This is a genomic window from Actinomyces sp. ZJ308, assembly GCF_011752065.1.
Taxonomy (GTDB): domain Bacteria; phylum Actinomycetota; class Actinomycetes; order Actinomycetales; family Actinomycetaceae; genus Actinomyces.
Map to the genome: position 1 here is coordinate 55529 of NZ_JAAIJY010000004.1, position 17203 is coordinate 72731.

A 17203-nucleotide genomic window follows, 5' to 3' on the forward strand; every position below is an offset into this window, starting at 1 on the left:
TTCCCGTCTCTTGAGAGGTCTTCCGACCGAACGGTTCCACTGCGGTGGATCCGGTGTGGTTCGTTGCCACGTCCAGTGCCGTCGTCACTTCAGCTCCGAGGCCGGGACGAAGGTGTATCCCTCGGCCTTGATACCGGCGACGATCTTCTTCAGCTCCGACAGCGGGTAGTAGGGGTGGAAGAAGAAGCTGGCGGTGGCGTGGGTGTTGACGAGGTTGAGTTTGGCAGCATCGACGACCTCCTGGGCCAGGCGCGGCGGGTGCTGGTTGATCTCGTTGGGCTCGAAGTTGCCCAGGTTCTCCGGCAGGACGTGCGTCCCGTAGGGGTCGTTGACCGCGTACGGGAAGAACTGGCCGTAGTAGTCGTGCGGACCCGCCTGGGTGCTGGTGAGCAGGCCGGCGTAGAGCAGCTCGCGCTCGTAGCGCACCGGGTAGTGCTCGCCGATGCCCTCGTAGGCCTCGCGGGTGGCCGAGTAGTGCGGGGTCTCGAAGATCTCGGGCGTGGGCAGCCCGACCTCGCCGAAGATCCGGCGGCCCTGATCAACGCGTTCGGAGGCCCACTGCCTGGAGGTGTCCGGCAGCGTGCCGCCGATCTGGACGAAGGAGTTGTCCTGGCAGTCGATGGCCGGTGCCTTCGTGTCGTTGGTGGCCGAGCACCATGAGCGGATGAACTCGAAGTCGTCCGCCGAGACGCCGTTGTAGGGGTTGTCCAGGGTGCCGAACTGGTGGGTGGTGCCGTGCTGGACGATCGTTCCACCCTTGTTGACGGCGTCCTGAAGAACGGCCACCAGCTCCGGGGAGTCCTCAAGGGTCATCTCCTTGGGGACACCGTTGTTCTCAGTGCCCTTGGGGTCGGTGTAGATCGGCACGACCGCCATCTGGAAGGGCACGTTCTCGCTGTGGAGATAGTCGACGATCGCCTGCAGCTCCTCGGGGTCGCTGTCCGGGGTGATGTCCTCCAGGCGCACGGCGGCCTGGCGGTACTGCTGGGCGTTGGGCTGGAGGACGTCCAGGAGGATGTCGGCGGCGGCGATGTACCGGTCCTGCTCACCGAGGTAGGTCAGAGGGACCTCCCCGATGAAGGTCAGTCCGGAGGAGCTGACGGCCCAGGGGAAGGAGCTGGTGCCGGACTGGGCGACGGAGGCGCAGGCGGTGGCGGCGCCGTCGGGCTTGGAGCACTCGGCTCGCCCCAGGACCTTGACGTCCTGCTCACGGGTGATGTGCGGGGCGATGATGCCGCCGGTGTTGAGCTCGTTGCGCTTCAGGGAGGCGCCGTTGTAGCTGATCTTGGTCACCCGGTCGGTGGAGTCGATGTAGGAGGTGGCGGGGTCCCAGCCGTAGCGCTGGGTGAAGGCGGCACGGTCGGCGTCGGTCTTGGTCAGCTGCCAGATGTTGAAGCCGGACCACATGACCGGGATGTTGCCGGTGAGGGCGTCGTCGATGAAGGCCCGCGGCAGGGGCTCGTCGTAGGTGGAGCCGACGTAGACGACGTTGGTGAAGCGGCCGGCCAGCCCGGCCACGTAGTCCTTGACGGGAAGGGTGGTCACGGCTCCGGAGTGGCTGGCAAGGGTGCCCATGCTCAGGGCGTAGTACTCCCCCAGCTTGGCGTAGTCGCCGGTCGTGTCGAACAGGACCAGGGTCGAGGCCGGTCCTGCGTCCTGGTTGGAGAAGCTGACGGCGCCGGCCGGCACCTCCGGGGCGTTCTGAGTCAGGTCTCGCAGCTGGACCTGGCCGGCCGCGGGCGCGGGCCGGTTCAGGTCGACGTCGGCCTGGTTGTCGCCCTTGAGGGGCAGCTCCTTCTTGGCCGCGGCGGCGGGCTCGGGCGGAGCCGGAAGGGGCGTCTTGGCCGGGTCGGCGTCGTTGGCCGGGTTGACGCCCTTGTCCTGGGCGGCTGCGGCCTGGACCGCGACCGGCGCCTGGGGGGCGGCCGCCTGGGGCGTGGCCTGGGCGGGACCGACGGAGGCGACGGAGCTGCCCAGGCACACCGCGATGGCGGCCAGAACGCAGCGACGTCGTCGGGCGGACAGGATACTCGGAGTGATCATGAGCTCTCCTTGGATGAGGTGGGAACGGGCTCGAACTCGGGAAGGGGAACACCTCGCCCGAACAGGGCGGCGGTGGCGGCCAGGATGCGCTTGCAGGCGTGTCCGTCGCCGTAGGGGTTGGCGGCCTGGGCCATGGCCGTGTAGGCGGCCTCATCGGTCAGCAGGGTGGAGACCCTCTCCACGATGCGGTCCTCATCGGTCCCGACCAGCTCGGCGACCCCGAAGGCGACGGCCTCGGGACGCTCGGTGTTGTCACGCATGACCAGAACCGGCTTGGACAGTGCGGGGGCCTCCTCCTGGACGCCCCCGGAGTCGGTCAGGACGACGTCGCAGCGGTCGATGAGCGCGCAGAAGGCGCCGTACTCCAGCGGGTCGCACCACAGGATGTTGCCGTGGCCCTCGATCTGCGGCAGGAGGTCCCCACGGACCCTGGGGTTGCGGTGGACCGGCAGGACGAAGAGCACCTCTGGGTGCTGGCCGGCCAGACGGGCGACGGAGCGTCCGATCGAGCGCATCGGCTCGCCCCAGGACTCACGGCGGTGGGCGGTGACGAGCACGACCCTCCGGGTGGTGTCCGCCAGCGCCGCCGCCAGGTCCTCGTCCGGTGGCGGAACCCGTCGGTCGACGGCGACCAGGAGGGCGTCGATGACCGTGTTGCCCGTCACGCGAACGGTCTGCGGGTCCGTACTCTCGCGCAGCAGGTTGTCCCGGCTGGTGGTGGTGGGACACAGGTGCAGGGTGGTCACCTGGCTGATGAGCCGACGGTTGGCCTCCTCGGGGAAGGGCGAGGAGATGTCGCCGGTGCGCAGGCCGGCCTCGACATGGAGGACCGGCACCTCGTGGTAGAAGGCTGCGAGCGCGGCGGCGAAGGCGGAGGTGGTGTCGCCCTGGACCACGACGGCGTCGGGCCGGTGGGCCTCGATCGCCCGACCCACCCCTTGAAGGGAGCGGTTGGTGATCTGGGTGAGGGTCTGTCCCGGAGAGTGGATGTCGAGGTCGTCGTCGGGCACGATGCCGAAGAACTCGTGGACCTGGTCGAGCATCTCGCGGTGCTGTCCCGTGACGACGACGATCGGGGTGAAGCGCTCGTCGTCGCGCATGGCGGCCACCACGGGGGCGAGCTTGATCGCCTCCGGGCGGGTGCCGTAAACGAGCATGATCCGCAGGGGGTCGCCCGTTGGCGTGGAATTCGTTGTCATGGGTTCTCCTGCTCAGGTGTGTCGGGAACGGGGCGGGTGGCTGCGGTTGGCTGCGGTTGGCACTGCCCTGCGGCCGGGTGGGCGGCCGCCGCGAACCGGTCTCACTCGTCCTCGGTGATCGGGGTGAAGGTGACGTCGGAGTCCTCGCAGTAGGCCGCCACGGCACCGGACCTGTAGGGGGACTCGGAGTCGGTGACGGTTCCGAGCTCCTTTCCGTCCACGGTGATGACGAAGGAGACCGTTGCCGGGTTGGTGGTGTCGATCTTGACGGTGACGTCGTGGCTCGTCCCGGCCGGGTAGACGGGTGAGTTGCCGGAGGCGAGGAATCGCTGGGCCCCCTCGTAGGCGGTGTCCTGCTTGGAGACCTCCCAGCCGTTGGGCTTGAGGGCCAGGGCGTAGAAGTGGTTGTTGTCGGAGTAGTTCCACAGGAGCCAGGCGACCTCCCAGGCATTGGGGTTGCCGTCCTCGCGCAGCTGCCTGACGGTGGTCATGGTGGTGTGGATGGTCTGGACGTTGCCCGCCTCGATCTCGACCGTGGTGGACTTGGCCAGGCCCGCGTGGGTCTTGTCCTGGGAGTCGGCCGACGTCGGCTTGAGGCGCAGCAGGCCGTCGGAGCAGGAGGCCTCGCCGTAGCCGTCGAAGATGATCTCCCACTGCGTGCAGCCCTGGGCCTCGGTCTCTCTGGCATGGCAGTACACGGTGATTCCTAGGATCATGGCCAGGACGCAGCCCACCAGCAGTACGCGGCGCAGGATCCTGCTGTGGCCGGATCCGTCGAGTGCTCCTGCGTTCTGAGGTGCGTTGGTGGCTGTCATCTCGTCTCCTCGTTGGTCAGGTTGCTGGCTGCACGGTGGGTGCTGCGTCCGATGATGGCGGTGTCGTTCAGGTCGTTCGGTGAGGAACCGGTCGGAATGGGGATGCCCGCTCCCCCGGCCCGAGGAGCCGTGAGGGGAGCCTCCCTCGCACGTCCGTCCGGAGGGGGCAGGTTGCCCGGCACCGGTGAGCCTGCTGGGACCTGCCCACCAGGACCGGTGACCGCAGCGGTGTGGGAGGGCTGGGCCTGGGCGGCCTGATCCGGCTCCGCCTCCCGGGCGGTCTTCGCCCACCCGGTGCGTCCGGTCAGCTCCCTGGCCACCGCCCGCCAGCCGTAGAGGCTGGGAAGGAGTCCGTACAGGACGAACAGGTGGGAGTAGGCCACGGCCCTGATCAGGCCCAGGCCCTCGCTGCGCTCGATGCGCCAGTAGATCCAGGCGTAGATGAGCGCGGGCCCGAAGGCGATGACGTAGGCGCCGACGAGCCACATCCAGGACTGCTCCCATCTCAGGACCGCGGCCACGCCGGCGGTCGCCATGGAGATGAGGAAGGACAGGGTCAGCAGGGATCCGGTCAGGAGCAGGTAGGGCGTGAGGATCTGCCAGAGCGTGTCGGCGCGCCCCAGGCCGCGCTGCTCCCTGGCGACGGAGCGCAGAAGGTGGAGCGCCTGGAGGTTTCCCTGGAACCAGCGGGTGCGTTGGCGCACGAGGCGCCGCATGTTGGTCACACCCTGCTGGTGGACGCTGGCCGAGGGCCAGAACTCGTTGGTCCAGCTGGTGGCATTGAGCCGGATCCCCAGGTCGAAGTCCTCGGTCAGTGACCGGGTCCAGGGCCTGGGGCCCAGGGCGTCGAGTGCGCTGAGGCGGACGAACTGGGCGTTGCCGCCCATGCCGACGCTGCGCACCCGGCGACGTCCCCGTTGGAAGACCTCGGTGAAGATGACGAACTCCATGTCCTGCATGCGAGCGAGCAGGGAGCCGAAGCGGTTGTTGATGCGCACTCCCATCTGGACGGCGCCGACCTCCTGGGGGGCGAAGGCCTTGCGGACCTCACCGATGGCGTGCGGGTCGAGCCTGCCGTCGGCGTCCATTACCCCCACGACGACTCTGGAGGAGGACACCGAGGTGCAGCGGGAGCGCACGATCGACAGCGCGTCGTTGAGCGCCTCCCCCTTGCCCAGACGGGCGCGGGGAGGCTGACGACGGACCACCTCGACGCGCTCATCCCCGGCCCGGGCGGCGGCCTGGGCGGTGTCGTCATCGGACCCGTCGTCGATGACCATGATGCGCAGGCCCGGGTCCGGGATCGAGGTGAGCCGTCTGACGCTGGCACCGATCACCTCGGCCTCGTTGAGGCAGGGCATGAGGATCACGATGAGGAGCGGCGCATCGGGGTGGGAGGGCCCACCGTGCTTGGGAGCCCCTCGGGAGGAGAGCAGCATGAAGAGCGTGTAGACGAGCGCGATGGCGATCATCACCAGGGCACCCCACCACCCGATGCGGTCGAGGACTCCCAGAGGGCTTGAGGGACCGAGATCAGTACGCATGAACGGGGCCTGCGTACTCATCACGCCCGCAGGCTCATCGTGCCGCCGCGCCGTCGCGCATGACGGCCCCCGGTGCGCCGCACTCCCAGGAGCAGGCCGCGTGTGGCGCCGTAGAGGTTGGTCAGCAGGAAGAAGGCCAGGATGGCGACGAACACCAGTCCGGCGCAGTCGATGAGGAACCGGGCGATGAGAGCGGGAGGGGAGCCTGCCGGAGCGACGTACCACACGACGAACAATCCGGTTCCGGCCGCGAATGGGGAGTAGTGCATGAGGCCATCCATCTGGATCCAAGGGGTAGGGCCGGCGCCGACCGGCATCACCGGCTACAGAAGACCAGGTAGAGCAAGCAGAGCCAGTCGGCACCAACGCCTCGGTGCGGCGTGCCCGGGGGTGACGGGATGTGGGAACTCAGCCCGTCGGGCACGGCACACCGTGCGTCACAACCAAATATAACAATAGAGTAACGCTACGCAACACTGTGTCAATCAACTATCCGGAAAACAGGTTGTTAGAGGAAGGCTCACAAGAGCCTCAAGTGGCACTATTTCAACGATTGAAGCATCAAGGAGGGGGTGCCTCGATTGAGGCACCCCCTCCTTGATGGAGCGGAGAGAAGGTCACGGAAGGTAACAGATTGGTCTCACAGGGTCTGTTCGGCGGTCTTTTTCACTCCTGCCGGGCACGGGCCGCCTCCCCGTGGGCGGGCAGGTCCTCACACGTCGCCAGGACCTCGAGGGCCGGTGTCATGGTCTCCAGGGCGCTCGCGTCGTACTCGATGAGCTGGACCGGTTTGAGGAAGGCCATGACGCTCAGCCCGGCGGCGAACCGGGCGGTGCCGCCGGTGGGCAGGACGTGGTTGGAGCCGGCCAGGTAGTCCCCCAGGGGCACCGGGCTGTAGGGGCCGACGAAGACGGCTCCGGCGTTGCGGATCCGACGGGCGACCTCGGAGGCCTCGGCGGTGTGGATCTCCAGGTGCTCGGCGGCGTAGGCGTCGGCCACCTCGATGGCCTGCTCGAGGTCACGCACCAGGACGGTCCCCGACTGCGGACCGCTCAGGGCGGCGCCGGCCCGCTCCCGGTGCCGGGTCGCGCTGAGCCTGCGCTCGAGCGCGACGTCGACGGCATCGGCCAGCTGCGGGGAGTCGGTGATGAGGACGCTGCCCGCGTTGGGATCGTGCTCCGCCTGGGAGAGCAGGTCGGCGGCCACGTACTCGGGGTTGGCGCCGGCATCAGCCAGGACGGCGATCTCGGTGGGGCCGGCCTCGGCGTCGATGCCGACCGCACCCATGACGGCGCGCTTGGCCGCGGCCACGTAGACGTTGCCGGGGCCGGTGATGACGTCGACGCCCTGGCACAGGACCTCTCCCCCGGCATCGGCACGGTCGGTGTCGTTCTGGGCGTCGGCGCCGTAGGCGAGCATCGCGATCGCCTGGGCACCGCCGACGGCGTAGACCTCGGTCAGCCCCAGCAGCGCGCACGCCGCCAGGATCGTGGGGTGGGGCAGTCCGGCGAACTCGGCCTGGGGCGGGCTGGCCAGGGCGATCTGCTCGACGCCGGCCACCTGGGCGGCCACCGCGTTCATGACCACGCTGGAGGGGTAGACGGCCAGTCCCCCGGGAACGTAGAGCCCGACGCGCCGGACCGGGATCCAGCGCTGGGTGACGGTGCCTCCGGGAATCACCTCCGTGGTGCACTCGGTGGGCACCTGGGCGCCGTGTCCGGCGCGGTTGTGGGCAATGGACAGCTCCAGCGCCTCGCGCACGCCCGGGTCCAGGTCGCTCAGCGCCCGGGCGATGGCCTGGGCGGGTACGCGCAGATGGGCCGGGCGTACTCCGTCGAAGCGCTCGGCGGCGTCGCGCAGGGCGGCCGCGCCCCGGGAGCGGACGTCCTCGATCAGCGGGGCCACCGCGTCCTGGGCGGTGGTCACGTCGAGGGTGGCCCGGGGAAGCGCCTGCGCCAGCTGGCGAGGAGACAGTTGGGTACTGCGCAGATCAGTGCGGTTGAGCATGCCCGCAAGCCTACCGGCCGTGCGCGAGGCGGCCTGGGAGAGATGTCCTCTCCCAGGCCGCCTCACACGCCTCGGGCCGCCTCAGATGCTCCCTGTGTCAGATCACAGGTTCTCGCGCACGGCGCGGGCGGCGCCGACGAGGCTGGTCAGGCTCGCCTCGGTCTCGGCGTAGGCGCGGGTCTTGAGGCCGCAGTCGGGGTTGACCCAGACCTTCTCCGCCCCCAGGGCGTCCACGGCCCGCTGGAGCAGCTCGGTGCACTCGGCCTGGCTGGGAACGCGCGGGGAGTGGATGTCCCACACGCCCGGGCCGAGCTGGCGCTCGAAGCCGTGCTCGGCCACGGCGGGCAGGATGTCCATGCGTGAGCGGGAGGCCTCGATCGATGTGACATCGGCGTCGAGGTGGTCGACCGCGTCGATGACGACGTCGAACTCCGAGTAGCACAGGTGGGTGTGGACCTGCGTGGCGGGCGCGGCGCCCCCGGTGGCCAGGCGGAAGGATCCGACGGACCACTCCAGGTAGGCCGGGCGGTCGGCGCGACGCAGCGGCAGGGTCTCGCGGATGGCCGGCTCGTCGACCTGGATGACGCCGATGCCGGCGGCCTCGAGGTCTGCGACCTCCTCGCGCAGAGCCAGGCCCAGCTGGTCGGCGACCTGAGCGCGTGGGACGTCGTCACGCACGAAGGACCAGGCCATGATCGTCACCGGACCGGTGAGCATGCCCTTGAGGGGCTTGTCGGTCAAGGACTGGGCGTAGGCCGACCAGGCCACCGTCATGGGCTCGGGACGGGCGACGTCGCCCCACAGGATCGAGGGACGGGTGCAGCGCGAGCCGTAGGACTGGACCCAGCCGTGCTCGGTGGTCACGAATCCGTCGAGAAGCTCGGCGAAGTACTGCACCATGTCGTTGCGCTCGGCCTCGCCGTGCACCAGCACGTCCAGTCCGAGGCGCTCCTGGAGGGCGACGACGCTGGCGATCTCGGCGCGCATGGCGGCGTCGTAGGCTGCGTCGTCGATCTCGCCCTTGCGCCAGGCGGCCCGGGCCTTGCGGATCTCGGCGGTCTGCGGGAAGGAGCCGATGGTGGTGGTGGGCAGCTCGGGCAGGCCGAGGCGCTCGTCCTGGGCGGCCTTGCGCTCGACGTAGGGGGCGCGGGTGCGGTCGGCGTCGGTGACGGCGTCGACGGCGGCGCGCACCTCGTCACGGTGCACACCCGGGTGGGCGGCGCGCTGGTGGCGCAGGTCGGTGTCCTGGGCGAGCTCTGCACCGATGGCGTCGCGCCCCTCGGCCAGTCCCTTGGCCAGAGTGATGACCTCGCCGACCTTCTGGTCGGCGAAGGCGAGCCAGGAACGGATCTGCGCATCGATGGAGGTCTCGCGCTCGACGTCGTGAGGCACGTGCTGAAGGGAGGTCGAGGTGGCCACGGTGATCGGGGCGCCCTCGGGAAGGCGCTCGCGCAGCTGCTCGAGCGTCGTCAGTGCCGCGTCCAGGTCGGTGCGCCAGATGTTGCGTCCCGAGACGACGCCGGCGACGACGGCCTTGCCCTCGAGGGCGGCCAGGTCACCGGCCTCGGGCAGGTCGCCGGCAACGAGGTCGAGGCCCACGGCCTCGATCGGGGTGGCCCCGAGCACGGGCAGCGCGTCACCCAGGGAGCCGTAGGTTCCGGCCACGAGGATCTGGGGACGCTCCACGATGGCGCCGAGCCAGGTGTAGGCGTCGCGCACGGCATCGAGGATGCGCCCGCGATCAACGCTCCAGGAGTCGGAGACCAGGGCGGGCTCATCGAGCTGGACCCAGGTGGCACCGGCCCTCTGCAGGTCCATGAGCAGGTGGCCGTAGGCGTGCAGGACGTCGCCGAGCCGGTCCAGGGGGTGGAAGTCCTCGGCCGCCTCGTCGGAGGGCTTGGCCATGAGCAGGTAGCTCACCGGTCCCACGACGACGGGGCGCACCTCGACGCCGGCGTCCTTGGCCTCACGGACCTGGTCGGCGATGGCGGTGTCGACGTATCCGATGGGGGTGGAGGCATCGATCTCGGGAACCAGGTAGTGGTAGTTGGAGTCGAGCCACTTGGTCATCTCCAGGGCGGGGCGGGCCCCCTCGCCACGAGCCAGCGTGAAGTAGCCCTCGACGTCCAGGGCGCCGTCGGCGTCCAGCAGGTCACGGAAGCGGGCGGGGGCGGCGCCCAGGGTGGCGGTCACCTGGAGCACCTGGTCGTAAAGGGTGAAGTCAGCTGGCACCGAGGCGGGCTGAGTCAGGCCCAGGTCCGTCAGGCGCGAGCGGGTGGCGCCGCGCAGCTCGGCGGCGGCGTGCCCGAGCTCGTCAACGCTCAGGTTCCCCTTCCAGAAGGACTCGACAGCGCGTTTGAGCTCGCGGTCCCTGCCGATGCGGGGGTAGCCCAGAATGGTGGCTCCCGGAAGAGGGGCCGAGGGGACCTGCGACTCGGTCACGGCGATCTCCGCCGGCGAGACGGTGGTGTCCGGCTCAGGGGTGGCGCTCATGCGTTCTCCTTGGTGATGGTGGTGTGGGGCTGGACGGGGTGACGGGAAGAGGCTGCTGAGCCCGAGGAGCCGCAGCGCAGGAAGGAGGGGCCCCGGCCGGGGGTGGCCTGGAGGTAGCCGCGGTCGACGGCGTCGCGCACCTCCCGGTCAGGGGCGGCCCCGGCCAGGATGCCACCCAGACGCAGGTGGCTGATGACATCGAGGGCCGGACGGGTCCGGTTGAAGGTGTACAGGTGCAGTCCGGGCGCCCCGGCACGCAGCAGCGCCGTGGCCAGGTCGAGCGTGGCGCCAATACCGCGCTCCACGAGGGTGGCGCCGCTGGCAGAGCCCAGTGAGGACCGCAGACCCTGAGGAACCTTGACCCCGGTGAGCGCCTCAAGGCGGGTGAGCCGGCGCAGGTCGGTCAGAGGAATGACCCCGGGCAGGATCGGGATGCTCACCCCCGCGTAGGAGGCGGCGTTGGTCAGGGCCACGTAGTCGGCCGGGTCGTAGAACACCTGGGTGATGGCCAGGTCGGCGCCGGCGGCCTGCTTGGCGGCCAGGACCTCGATGGCCTCGATGTGGTCGCTGGTGGCCGGGTAGGCGGCCACGGCGATGGTGACATGGCGCCGGCCGTCACCGAAGAAGTCGGCCTCGACCTCCCGGATGACCCGGACGAGGTCGTCGGCGTGGCGCAGCTCCCCGGCGACGTCGTCGGCCCGGGTACCGGCTGGGGGGTCACCGCGCAGTGCCAGGAAGCGTCGCACGCCCATGCGCAGGAAGCGGGTGACGATGTCGACGGCCTCCTGCTTGCGGTAGCCGATGCAGGTCAGGTGCGCCATGAGGGGGATGGTGCTGGACTCGAGCACGTGGGCGAGCACGCACTCGGACGGGTTGGTCTCCTCCCGGACGACGCGCACACGAGGCGCGTCGTCGCACCGACCGTCCACCGGATCCGGAAGATCCGCTCCACGCACCCGCGTACCGGCTGCCGAGGCAGGCTCGGTCACGAAGGTGGGACGGTAGGTCACCGAGACGAAGTCGGGGCCGGTGGCCAGGAGCCTGTCGATCCGCCCCCAGGTGGCCGAGGCGGCCTTGCCCGGACGTGGGGGGAAGAGCTCCAGACTGACGGTGGGCAGCGCCCGTTTCGGTGACCGTGCCGCTGCCGGCCCACCACTGCTTGAGTCATCGCCGCGGCTCCCGACTCCGGCAGTGGACTCGGTGGGCTCAGTGGACTCATTGTCTATCACGTCGTCTCCATCGATCCTGGCTGAAGCACCCGCGCACCGGGTTGCTGCGGCGTCGTCGAACCAGGTCTCTCGGCCGCTCTGGATGGTCGAGCGTATCAAACCATGGCCGCACCCCGGCCCCGGCGGCGTCCCAGATAGCGAGAATCTTCCGCTCAGTCAGCAAGCCTGTACCGCGTCGTGCGCCCCGGTCAGTACACCTTGGGCGCTCCTCCCGACCATCTCGCCCAACAGGCGAGTCGCTCAGGCGGCGCCCAGCTCTCATCCTCGGTGCCGACCTCGCCGGTGGCCGCGGACACCACGAGGGCCGCCAGGCTCGGCTCGCCGCGGGCCCGGCAGTCGTGGCTGATCATGCAGAGCAGGGGACCCATATGACGCGGCAGCACGCCCCGTCCGATCGAGTCGCTGAGCTCGCCGTAGGTGATGACCTCTCGGTGCTGAGCGACGTCGATAAGGACGGAGCGTGCTGCGATGGTGGACTGGGCCAGCCTCGGGGTGAGTCGGTGCATCCTCTCCCCCACGGGGAAGCGGTCACCGACGGTGATGGCGAGCTGCTGTGACACAGAATGATGATCCGGGATGTCCGGGACTGCTCACAAGATCATGCCGCCGCGCCTCACCCTGGGACCGGCTCCGATCAGCCGGCCATGCGACGGCGCACCAGGATGAAGCCGCCTCCCATCGCGATGGCAGCCACCGCCAGCACGATGGCGGTGATGCTGGTACCCGTCAGCGGAAGCCGACCACCGCCGGCGGCCGCCGCGGCGGCGGCGTCCTGTCCCTGGCCGGCCTCGGCGTTGGCACCGGGCTTGGCGACGCTGGAGTTCTTCTGGCCGGCGCCGGCCTTGGAGCTGGAGGGGTTGGCGCTCTCAGAGCCCTGACCGGCGGTACCGGAGGTCCCACCTGCGGTCGAGCCGTTGCCGTCCTGAGCAGCCGCGGTGGAGGAGGGCTGGCCGCCACCGTTGCCGCCACCGTTGTCACCGGCGCCGCCGTTGTTATTGCCACCATTGTTGGCATTGCCACCGTCTCCGGCGTTGTTGCCACCGCCGTTGTTGTTACCGCCGTCTCCGGCGTTACCGCCGTTGTCGCCGGCGCCGGGCACGGCACCGCCGCCCCAGGCGACGTTGACCAGCGCGCCGCGGTCCACGGCGACATTGGCGTTCACGCCGAGGGTCTTGGCGACGTCCTCAGGCAGGGCGTGACCGGTGCCGGAGGCGGGGCTGCCCTCCTTGAGGTGGAAGTCGGAGGTCTTGTCCATCGGGTTGGCGGACTCCTTGACGAAGAACGGGTTGTTCTCCGGAGAGCCGTGCAGGTCCAGGCCGTTGGCCTCCTTGCCGGAGGCCTTCACGTTCGAGTCGGCCGTGAAGTCGGCGAGCTTCTCGGCGTTGACCGACTGGGTCTGGCGGTCGGCGCCCCAGTTCCACAGGACCGTGGTCGACAGGGTCTGGGGGTTCTCGTGGCGGTAGTAGGCGTCGTAGTCGATGGTGGAGACCATCTCATTGGCGTAGACGGCGCCGGAGCCGTCCTGGTTGGCACCGCCGAGGACCTGGACCATCGCCGAGTAGCGCCACTCGTCCCCGGGCTTGGGGGTGGTCTGCTCGGAGGAGAAGATGTTGTTCATCACCGTGGTGTTGGTGGTGTCCCAGCTCAGCCCGTGCTCAGCGCTCCACTTCTGCACCTGGGTGCACACACCCTGCTCATTGCGGGCGTTGCAGCCGTCGGAGCGGGTGTCCTCCTGGATCCACAGGCTGGTCAGCGCGTGGGAGACGGTGTTGTTCCACACCCTGCTGTCGTTGGAGCCGGAGATGTGGATACCGACGCCGGCTCCCGCCACGATGTTGGAGGCGATGAGGTTGTTGGAGGAGACCTCGTTGAAGATCGCCACCGGGACGTTGACGAAGTAGTTGCCGACGATCTCGGAGTCCATCACGCCCTCGTCGAACCAGATGCCCGCGCCGCGGTTCTGGTCATAGGCCGTGGGGTCGGAGATGTCCACGCCGGTGGCCGAGTAGTCCACGGTGTTGTTGGCGAAACGGATGTTCTTGGAGTGGGTGATCTTGGTGTCGGCCAGGGTGCAGTAGGCGCCGCAGTCCTTCGTGATGAAGCCGGAGGTGTTGTTATTCCTCCACAGGTTGTTCTCGACCTTGGCTCCGCTGGAGTCATTGATGCCGAAGGCGTTGGATCCGTTGTTCTCGAACAGGTTGTTCGACACGACCGCGTTGGTGGAGTCAATGACCTGCAGCGCACCCGCCGTCGAGGAGTAGCGGAAGGTGGAGTTCTCGATGCGGGGGGCTCCGTGCGCGGCCACAATCATCCCACCACCGGAGATGGTGCCGATCTCAGGGTCCTGGTAGTCCCAGCGCTGGACCGCGGAGTACTTCTCCACCGTCAGCCCGGACAGGGTGATGTTGTCGGTGTTGAAGGACAGTGCCCGGGAGTGCTGGACCACCTCGACCTGGTGCTGACTGGGGTCGACACCGATGACGTAGGAGGTGCCCCGGTGCGCCTTGACGTTGTAGCCGGCCTGGTTGTTGTTCGGGTTCTTCAGGGTGACCGGGTCCGGGTCGTCGACGTAGAAGGTCGACGCGGTGACCTCGTCACGGCTGAGCACCTGGGTCAGGGGCTGGCCGTCGACGAACACCTGCTCGGGGTGAGCGGCCATCCCCTCCTTGGCAGGGTCGGCGTTGATGGTGCAGACCGTGCAGAAGCGGACCATGTCGTTGCCCGTGGACCACTTTCCGTCACCCCCGGCGCTCCAGCTGGTGGGGACCTCTGCGCCGGTGAGAACCGGCTTGGCCCCCTCGGCCGCCTTGATGGTCACACCCTTGTCCACCGCGAGCTCACCCTCGCGGTAGGTGCCGTTGGCCAATTCAATGGTGTCGCCGTTGCCGGCCGTCTTCAGGGCCGCTCCAATGGTTTGGAAGGGCTTGGCCGCGGTTCCGTCCCCCGCGTCCGAGCCCCCTTCGGCCGAGACATGGATGGTGCTGCCGTCCGCAGCGGCCGCTTCTGGCGCATGTGTCACGGCCAGAACAGGCGCCGACAGCGATAGAGCGAGTATCGCCATCTGGGCGACGATTCGACGCTTCATGGTGTCTCCGTCTCCGTAGTGTTATCAGAACGCCGTTACCCTACCGTGATAAATTGCATTTGGCATCCGTTATATCCGCTTACTTCTGAGAGATGCTTCTCTCACTCATGATGCCGTTGCAGTCTTGCCCCAGGCACTACCTCGATCGATGTGCGTGATCTGCTTCCTTTCTGCAAGGATCGACCTATGACGCACGCAACATCGCAGAACGCATCCCGGTACCCGACCGTCTCAGTGTCTGGAAGCATCAAGCTCGGTCAGTTCCTCAAGCTGGCCGGCCTGGTGGAGGACGGTGCGCAGGCGCGCATCGCCATCCAGTCCGGCGACGTCACGGTCAATGGCGCCTTGGAGACGCGTCGCGGGCACCATCTCTCCGACGGCGACGTCGTGGTCATCGACCACCCCGCCGGTCGGGTCGGCGCCATCGTCGAGCAACCGGGGTCCGGGACTGGTCCCGGACCCCGGCGCTGACAACGAGCCGCCCGAAGCTCAGTCGGGATGCAGCGGCCGGGACCTACCCGTCCCGGTTCCCGTCGGACTCACCGGCGCCGTCGTCGCCGACGACGTCAGTATCGGAGTCGGGTTCCTGCCCACCGTCGCCGGTACCGTTCTCGCCGTCCGTGCTGTCTGCGGTGGAGGACAGCGTGGTGTGCAGCTCGATGGTCTCGACCTCATGAGGCTCACTGGCGGTGGTGACGGCAGTGGTCACCGAGTCCACCAGGACCTGGTTGGCCAGTGAGTGCCGCAGCAGCATGGGGTCGTTGTTGAGGTCCTTGTAGAGCGAGACGCACAGCAGCAGCATGACGACGACGAAGGGCAGTGCCGAGACGATCGTGATGTCACGCAGGCCGGTGAGGACCTCCGCAGGATCGTTTCCTCCGGCGAGCAGCATGGCGGAGGCCACCCCGCCGGTGGCCACCCCCCAGAAGACGACCGTGAAGCGACTCGGGTCGGTCGCCCCGTTCTCCGACAGCCCGCCCATGACGATGGAGGCGGAGTCGGCGCCGGTGACGAAGAAGATCGCCACCAGGACCACTGCCAGGGCCATGAGCACGAAGAGGACCACGCTGTGCACGGGCATGGCGTTGAGCAGGTCGAACAGGATGGTGTCGAAGTTCAGGTCGGGAGTGCCGTCGCCCTTGAGGTGGACGAGGGCGTCCACCGTCCTGCCGGCGCGCTCGGCCCGCTCCTGAAGCCCGATGGCGCCGCCGCCGAAGATGGCGAACCAGATGAGGGAGACCACCGAGGGAACGAACATGACACCGGTGACGAACTGCCGGATGGTGCGCCCGCGCGAGATCCGGGCGATGAACATGCCCACGAAGGGCGTCCAGGAGATCCACCAGGCCCAGTAGAAGATCGTCCAGGAGGAGAGCCACTCGGACATGTCCTTGTTGCCGATGGCCGCGGTGCGCGAGGCCATGGCGGGCAGCTCGTCGATGAAGTCGCCGATCGCCGAGGGGATGATGTTGAGGATGAACAGCGTGGGGCCACCGATGAAGACGATGATCGCCAGGAGCACGGCCAGCACCATGTTGATGTTCGACAGCCACTGGATGCCCTTCTCAATGCCCGAGATGGCGGAGGCCACGAAGCAGGCGGTCAGAACCGCGATGATCGCGACCAGTGTCCCGGAGCTCACCTTGTCGACGAGGTTGGTCGACACCATGCCTCCCCCGATCTGCAGCGCCCCCAGTCCCAGGGAGCAGGCGGATCCGAACAGGGTGGCGACGATCGCCAGGATGTTGATGATGCGCCCCCCGATGCCGTCAACGGCCTGACGCCCGAACAGGGAGGTGAACATCGCGGAGAAGAGCTGGGACCGGCCCAGTCGGTAGGTTCCGTACGCCATTCCGAGTCCCACCAGGGCGTACATCGCCCACGGATAGATCGTCCAGTGGAACAGCGCGGTTCCCATCGCGGTGCTGGCGGCCTTGGCCGTCTGCGGATCGACGGTGTCCGGCGGAGGCGACATGTAGAAGTACAGCGGTTCACCAACGCCGTAGAAAATCAGGCCGATCCCCATTCCGGTCGCGAACATCATGGAGACCCACGAGCCGGTGGAGTACTCGGGCTCCTCCCCGTCGCCGCCCAGGGGGATCTTGCCGAACCGCGAGGCCGCGACGAAGACCACGAAGACGACGAACAGGGTGGAGGACAGGACGAAGAGCCATCCGAAGTTGCTGATCGTTCCGCCCAGGGCCCACTTGGAGACTCGCCTCAGCCCGTGCGGATCGATGAAGCCCCAGGTGACGAAGGCGAGGGTGGCGGTCGCGGCGACGCCGAAGACCACCTTGTCCATGCCCTCGCCCGTGTCGTGGGGCTGGCGGGAGACCGATCTCCTCAGACGCTCGAGCAGGTGACGCTGCCGCCGTTTCACCGTCGCCGGCGAGGCGTGGAAGGCCGGCGTCGAAGTCGTTCCCTGAGACTGTTCAGACGCTTCCTCTTCTCGCTCGGAGCCTTCCTGCTCCGGTTCCTGTGTCATCGTTGGAGGGTTCAGATCCTCGTCACTCATCAAATAACCTCGTAGACAGTACAGTCACTGACTGCTTTGGGACGTTACGAGCGTATCAAGGCGACGAGAACCCGCCACCTGAGAGCCTGCTGGCACGGGCATCGCAAGGATGCCGGAATGTCGCTCCAAAGCCTGCCTCAGTCTTCCTGGGAGGCGGCTTGGACCGCCTCTGACCTGCTGTTCGTCAGGCATTGGCGAGGATACGGAGGATACGGCGAGGTCACGACCGGGGCCTCCTCACCGTGCTCAGGCGGACCTGTGTGAGTTAGGTTG

The 17203-nt window shown here is 68.4% G+C and carries 12 protein-coding genes; 1 reads left to right on the top strand and 11 read right to left on the bottom strand.

The features are described from left to right. Nucleotides 1–84: 84 nt before the first annotated feature. From HCR68_RS03150 to HCR68_RS03195, 10 genes are all read right to left on the bottom strand, one after another. Complete coding sequence (locus tag HCR68_RS03150; protein ID WP_167146104.1) at nucleotides 85–2043, bottom strand: polysaccharide deacetylase family protein; 1959 nt, start codon at nucleotides 2041–2043, stop codon at nucleotides 85–87. Beyond that, nucleotides 2040–3242, bottom strand: coding sequence for a UDP-N-acetylglucosamine 2-epimerase (non-hydrolyzing) (wecB, locus tag HCR68_RS03155; protein WP_167146106.1), 1203 nt, complete (start codon nucleotides 3240–3242; stop codon nucleotides 2040–2042). Before wecB ends, HCR68_RS03150 begins: the two co-directional genes overlap by 4 nt. A 101-nt stretch (nucleotides 3243–3343) precedes the next feature. Further along, nucleotides 3344–4057: a hypothetical protein gene (locus HCR68_RS03160; RefSeq protein WP_167146108.1), complete on the bottom strand. Its 714-nt coding sequence runs from the start codon at nucleotides 4055–4057 to the stop codon at nucleotides 3344–3346. Continuing rightward, a complete protein-coding gene (locus tag HCR68_RS03165; RefSeq protein ID WP_243858904.1) occupies nucleotides 4054–5601 on the bottom strand; it encodes a glycosyltransferase family 2 protein in 1548 nt (515 codons plus the stop codon). Before HCR68_RS03165 ends, HCR68_RS03160 begins: the two co-directional genes overlap by 4 nt. Before the next feature lie 20 nt (nucleotides 5602–5621). After that, nucleotides 5622–5870, bottom strand: a complete 249-nt coding sequence (locus HCR68_RS03170; RefSeq protein ID WP_243858905.1) for a hypothetical protein — start codon at nucleotides 5868–5870, stop codon at nucleotides 5622–5624. A 397-nt stretch (nucleotides 5871–6267) separates the two neighbouring features. Beyond that, a complete protein-coding gene (gene hisD / locus HCR68_RS03175) occupies nucleotides 6268–7608 on the bottom strand; it encodes a histidinol dehydrogenase (protein ID WP_167146112.1) in 1341 nt (446 codons plus the stop codon). 102 nt (nucleotides 7609–7710) lie between these two features. Further along, the gene (gene metE / locus HCR68_RS03180) at nucleotides 7711–10101 is read right to left on the bottom strand and encodes a 5-methyltetrahydropteroyltriglutamate--homocysteine S-methyltransferase (RefSeq protein ID WP_208320488.1); all 2391 of its coding nucleotides are present in this window, start codon (nucleotides 10099–10101) and stop codon (nucleotides 7711–7713) included. After that, nucleotides 10098–11330: a methylenetetrahydrofolate reductase gene (locus HCR68_RS03185; protein WP_167146113.1), complete on the bottom strand. Its 1233-nt coding sequence runs from the start codon at nucleotides 11328–11330 to the stop codon at nucleotides 10098–10100. Before HCR68_RS03185 ends, metE begins: the two co-directional genes overlap by 4 nt. Before the next feature lie 188 nt (nucleotides 11331–11518). Next, complete coding sequence (locus tag HCR68_RS03190; RefSeq protein WP_167146115.1) at nucleotides 11519–11890, bottom strand: hypothetical protein; 372 nt, start codon at nucleotides 11888–11890, stop codon at nucleotides 11519–11521. Nucleotides 11891–11964: 74 nt separating this feature from the next. Beyond that, nucleotides 11965–14415 (bottom strand): right-handed parallel beta-helix repeat-containing protein, encoded by a 2451-nt coding sequence (locus HCR68_RS03195; RefSeq protein ID WP_167146117.1) that lies wholly within the window; start codon nucleotides 14413–14415, stop codon nucleotides 11965–11967. Between the two features lie 186 nt (nucleotides 14416–14601). Between HCR68_RS03195 and HCR68_RS03200 the strand changes: the two genes are divergently transcribed. Next, nucleotides 14602–14886, top strand: coding sequence for an RNA-binding S4 domain-containing protein (locus tag HCR68_RS03200; protein WP_167146119.1), 285 nt, complete (start codon nucleotides 14602–14604; stop codon nucleotides 14884–14886). Between the two features lie 43 nt (nucleotides 14887–14929). Here HCR68_RS03200 and HCR68_RS03205 read toward each other — a convergent pair whose 3' ends face one another. Next, nucleotides 14930–16930, bottom strand: a complete 2001-nt coding sequence (locus tag HCR68_RS03205) for a BCCT family transporter (protein ID WP_167146121.1) — start codon at nucleotides 16928–16930, stop codon at nucleotides 14930–14932. Between the last annotated feature and the right edge of the window lie 273 nt (nucleotides 16931–17203).

What these genes read in the sequence shown, in the direction of transcription:
- HCR68_RS03165 (WP_243858904.1), bottom strand. Translation starts at nt 5,601, where the DNA reads ATGCGTACTGATCTCGGTCCCTCAAGCCCTCTGGGAGTCCTCGACCGC.
- HCR68_RS03170 (WP_243858905.1), bottom strand. Translation starts at nt 5,870, where the DNA reads ATGCACTACTCCCCATTCGCGGCCGGAACCGGATTGTTCGTCGTGTGG.
- metE (WP_208320488.1), bottom strand. Translation starts at nt 10,101, where the DNA reads ATGAGCGCCACCCCTGAGCCGGACACCACCGTCTCGCCGGCGGAGATC.
- HCR68_RS03160 (WP_167146108.1), bottom strand. Translation starts at nt 4,057, where the DNA reads ATGACAGCCACCAACGCACCTCAGAACGCAGGAGCACTCGACGGATCC.
- HCR68_RS03150 (WP_167146104.1), bottom strand. Translation starts at nt 2,043, where the DNA reads ATGATCACTCCGAGTATCCTGTCCGCCCGACGACGTCGCTGCGTTCTG.
- HCR68_RS03195 (WP_167146117.1), bottom strand. Translation starts at nt 14,415, where the DNA reads ATGAAGCGTCGAATCGTCGCCCAGATGGCGATACTCGCTCTATCGCTG.
- HCR68_RS03205 (WP_167146121.1), bottom strand. Translation starts at nt 16,930, where the DNA reads ATGAGTGACGAGGATCTGAACCCTCCAACGATGACACAGGAACCGGAG.
- HCR68_RS03200 (WP_167146119.1), top strand. Translation starts at nt 14,602, where the DNA reads ATGACGCACGCAACATCGCAGAACGCATCCCGGTACCCGACCGTCTCA.
- hisD (WP_167146112.1), bottom strand. Translation starts at nt 7,608, where the DNA reads ATGCTCAACCGCACTGATCTGCGCAGTACCCAACTGTCTCCTCGCCAG.
- wecB (WP_167146106.1), bottom strand. Translation starts at nt 3,242, where the DNA reads ATGACAACGAATTCCACGCCAACGGGCGACCCCCTGCGGATCATGCTC.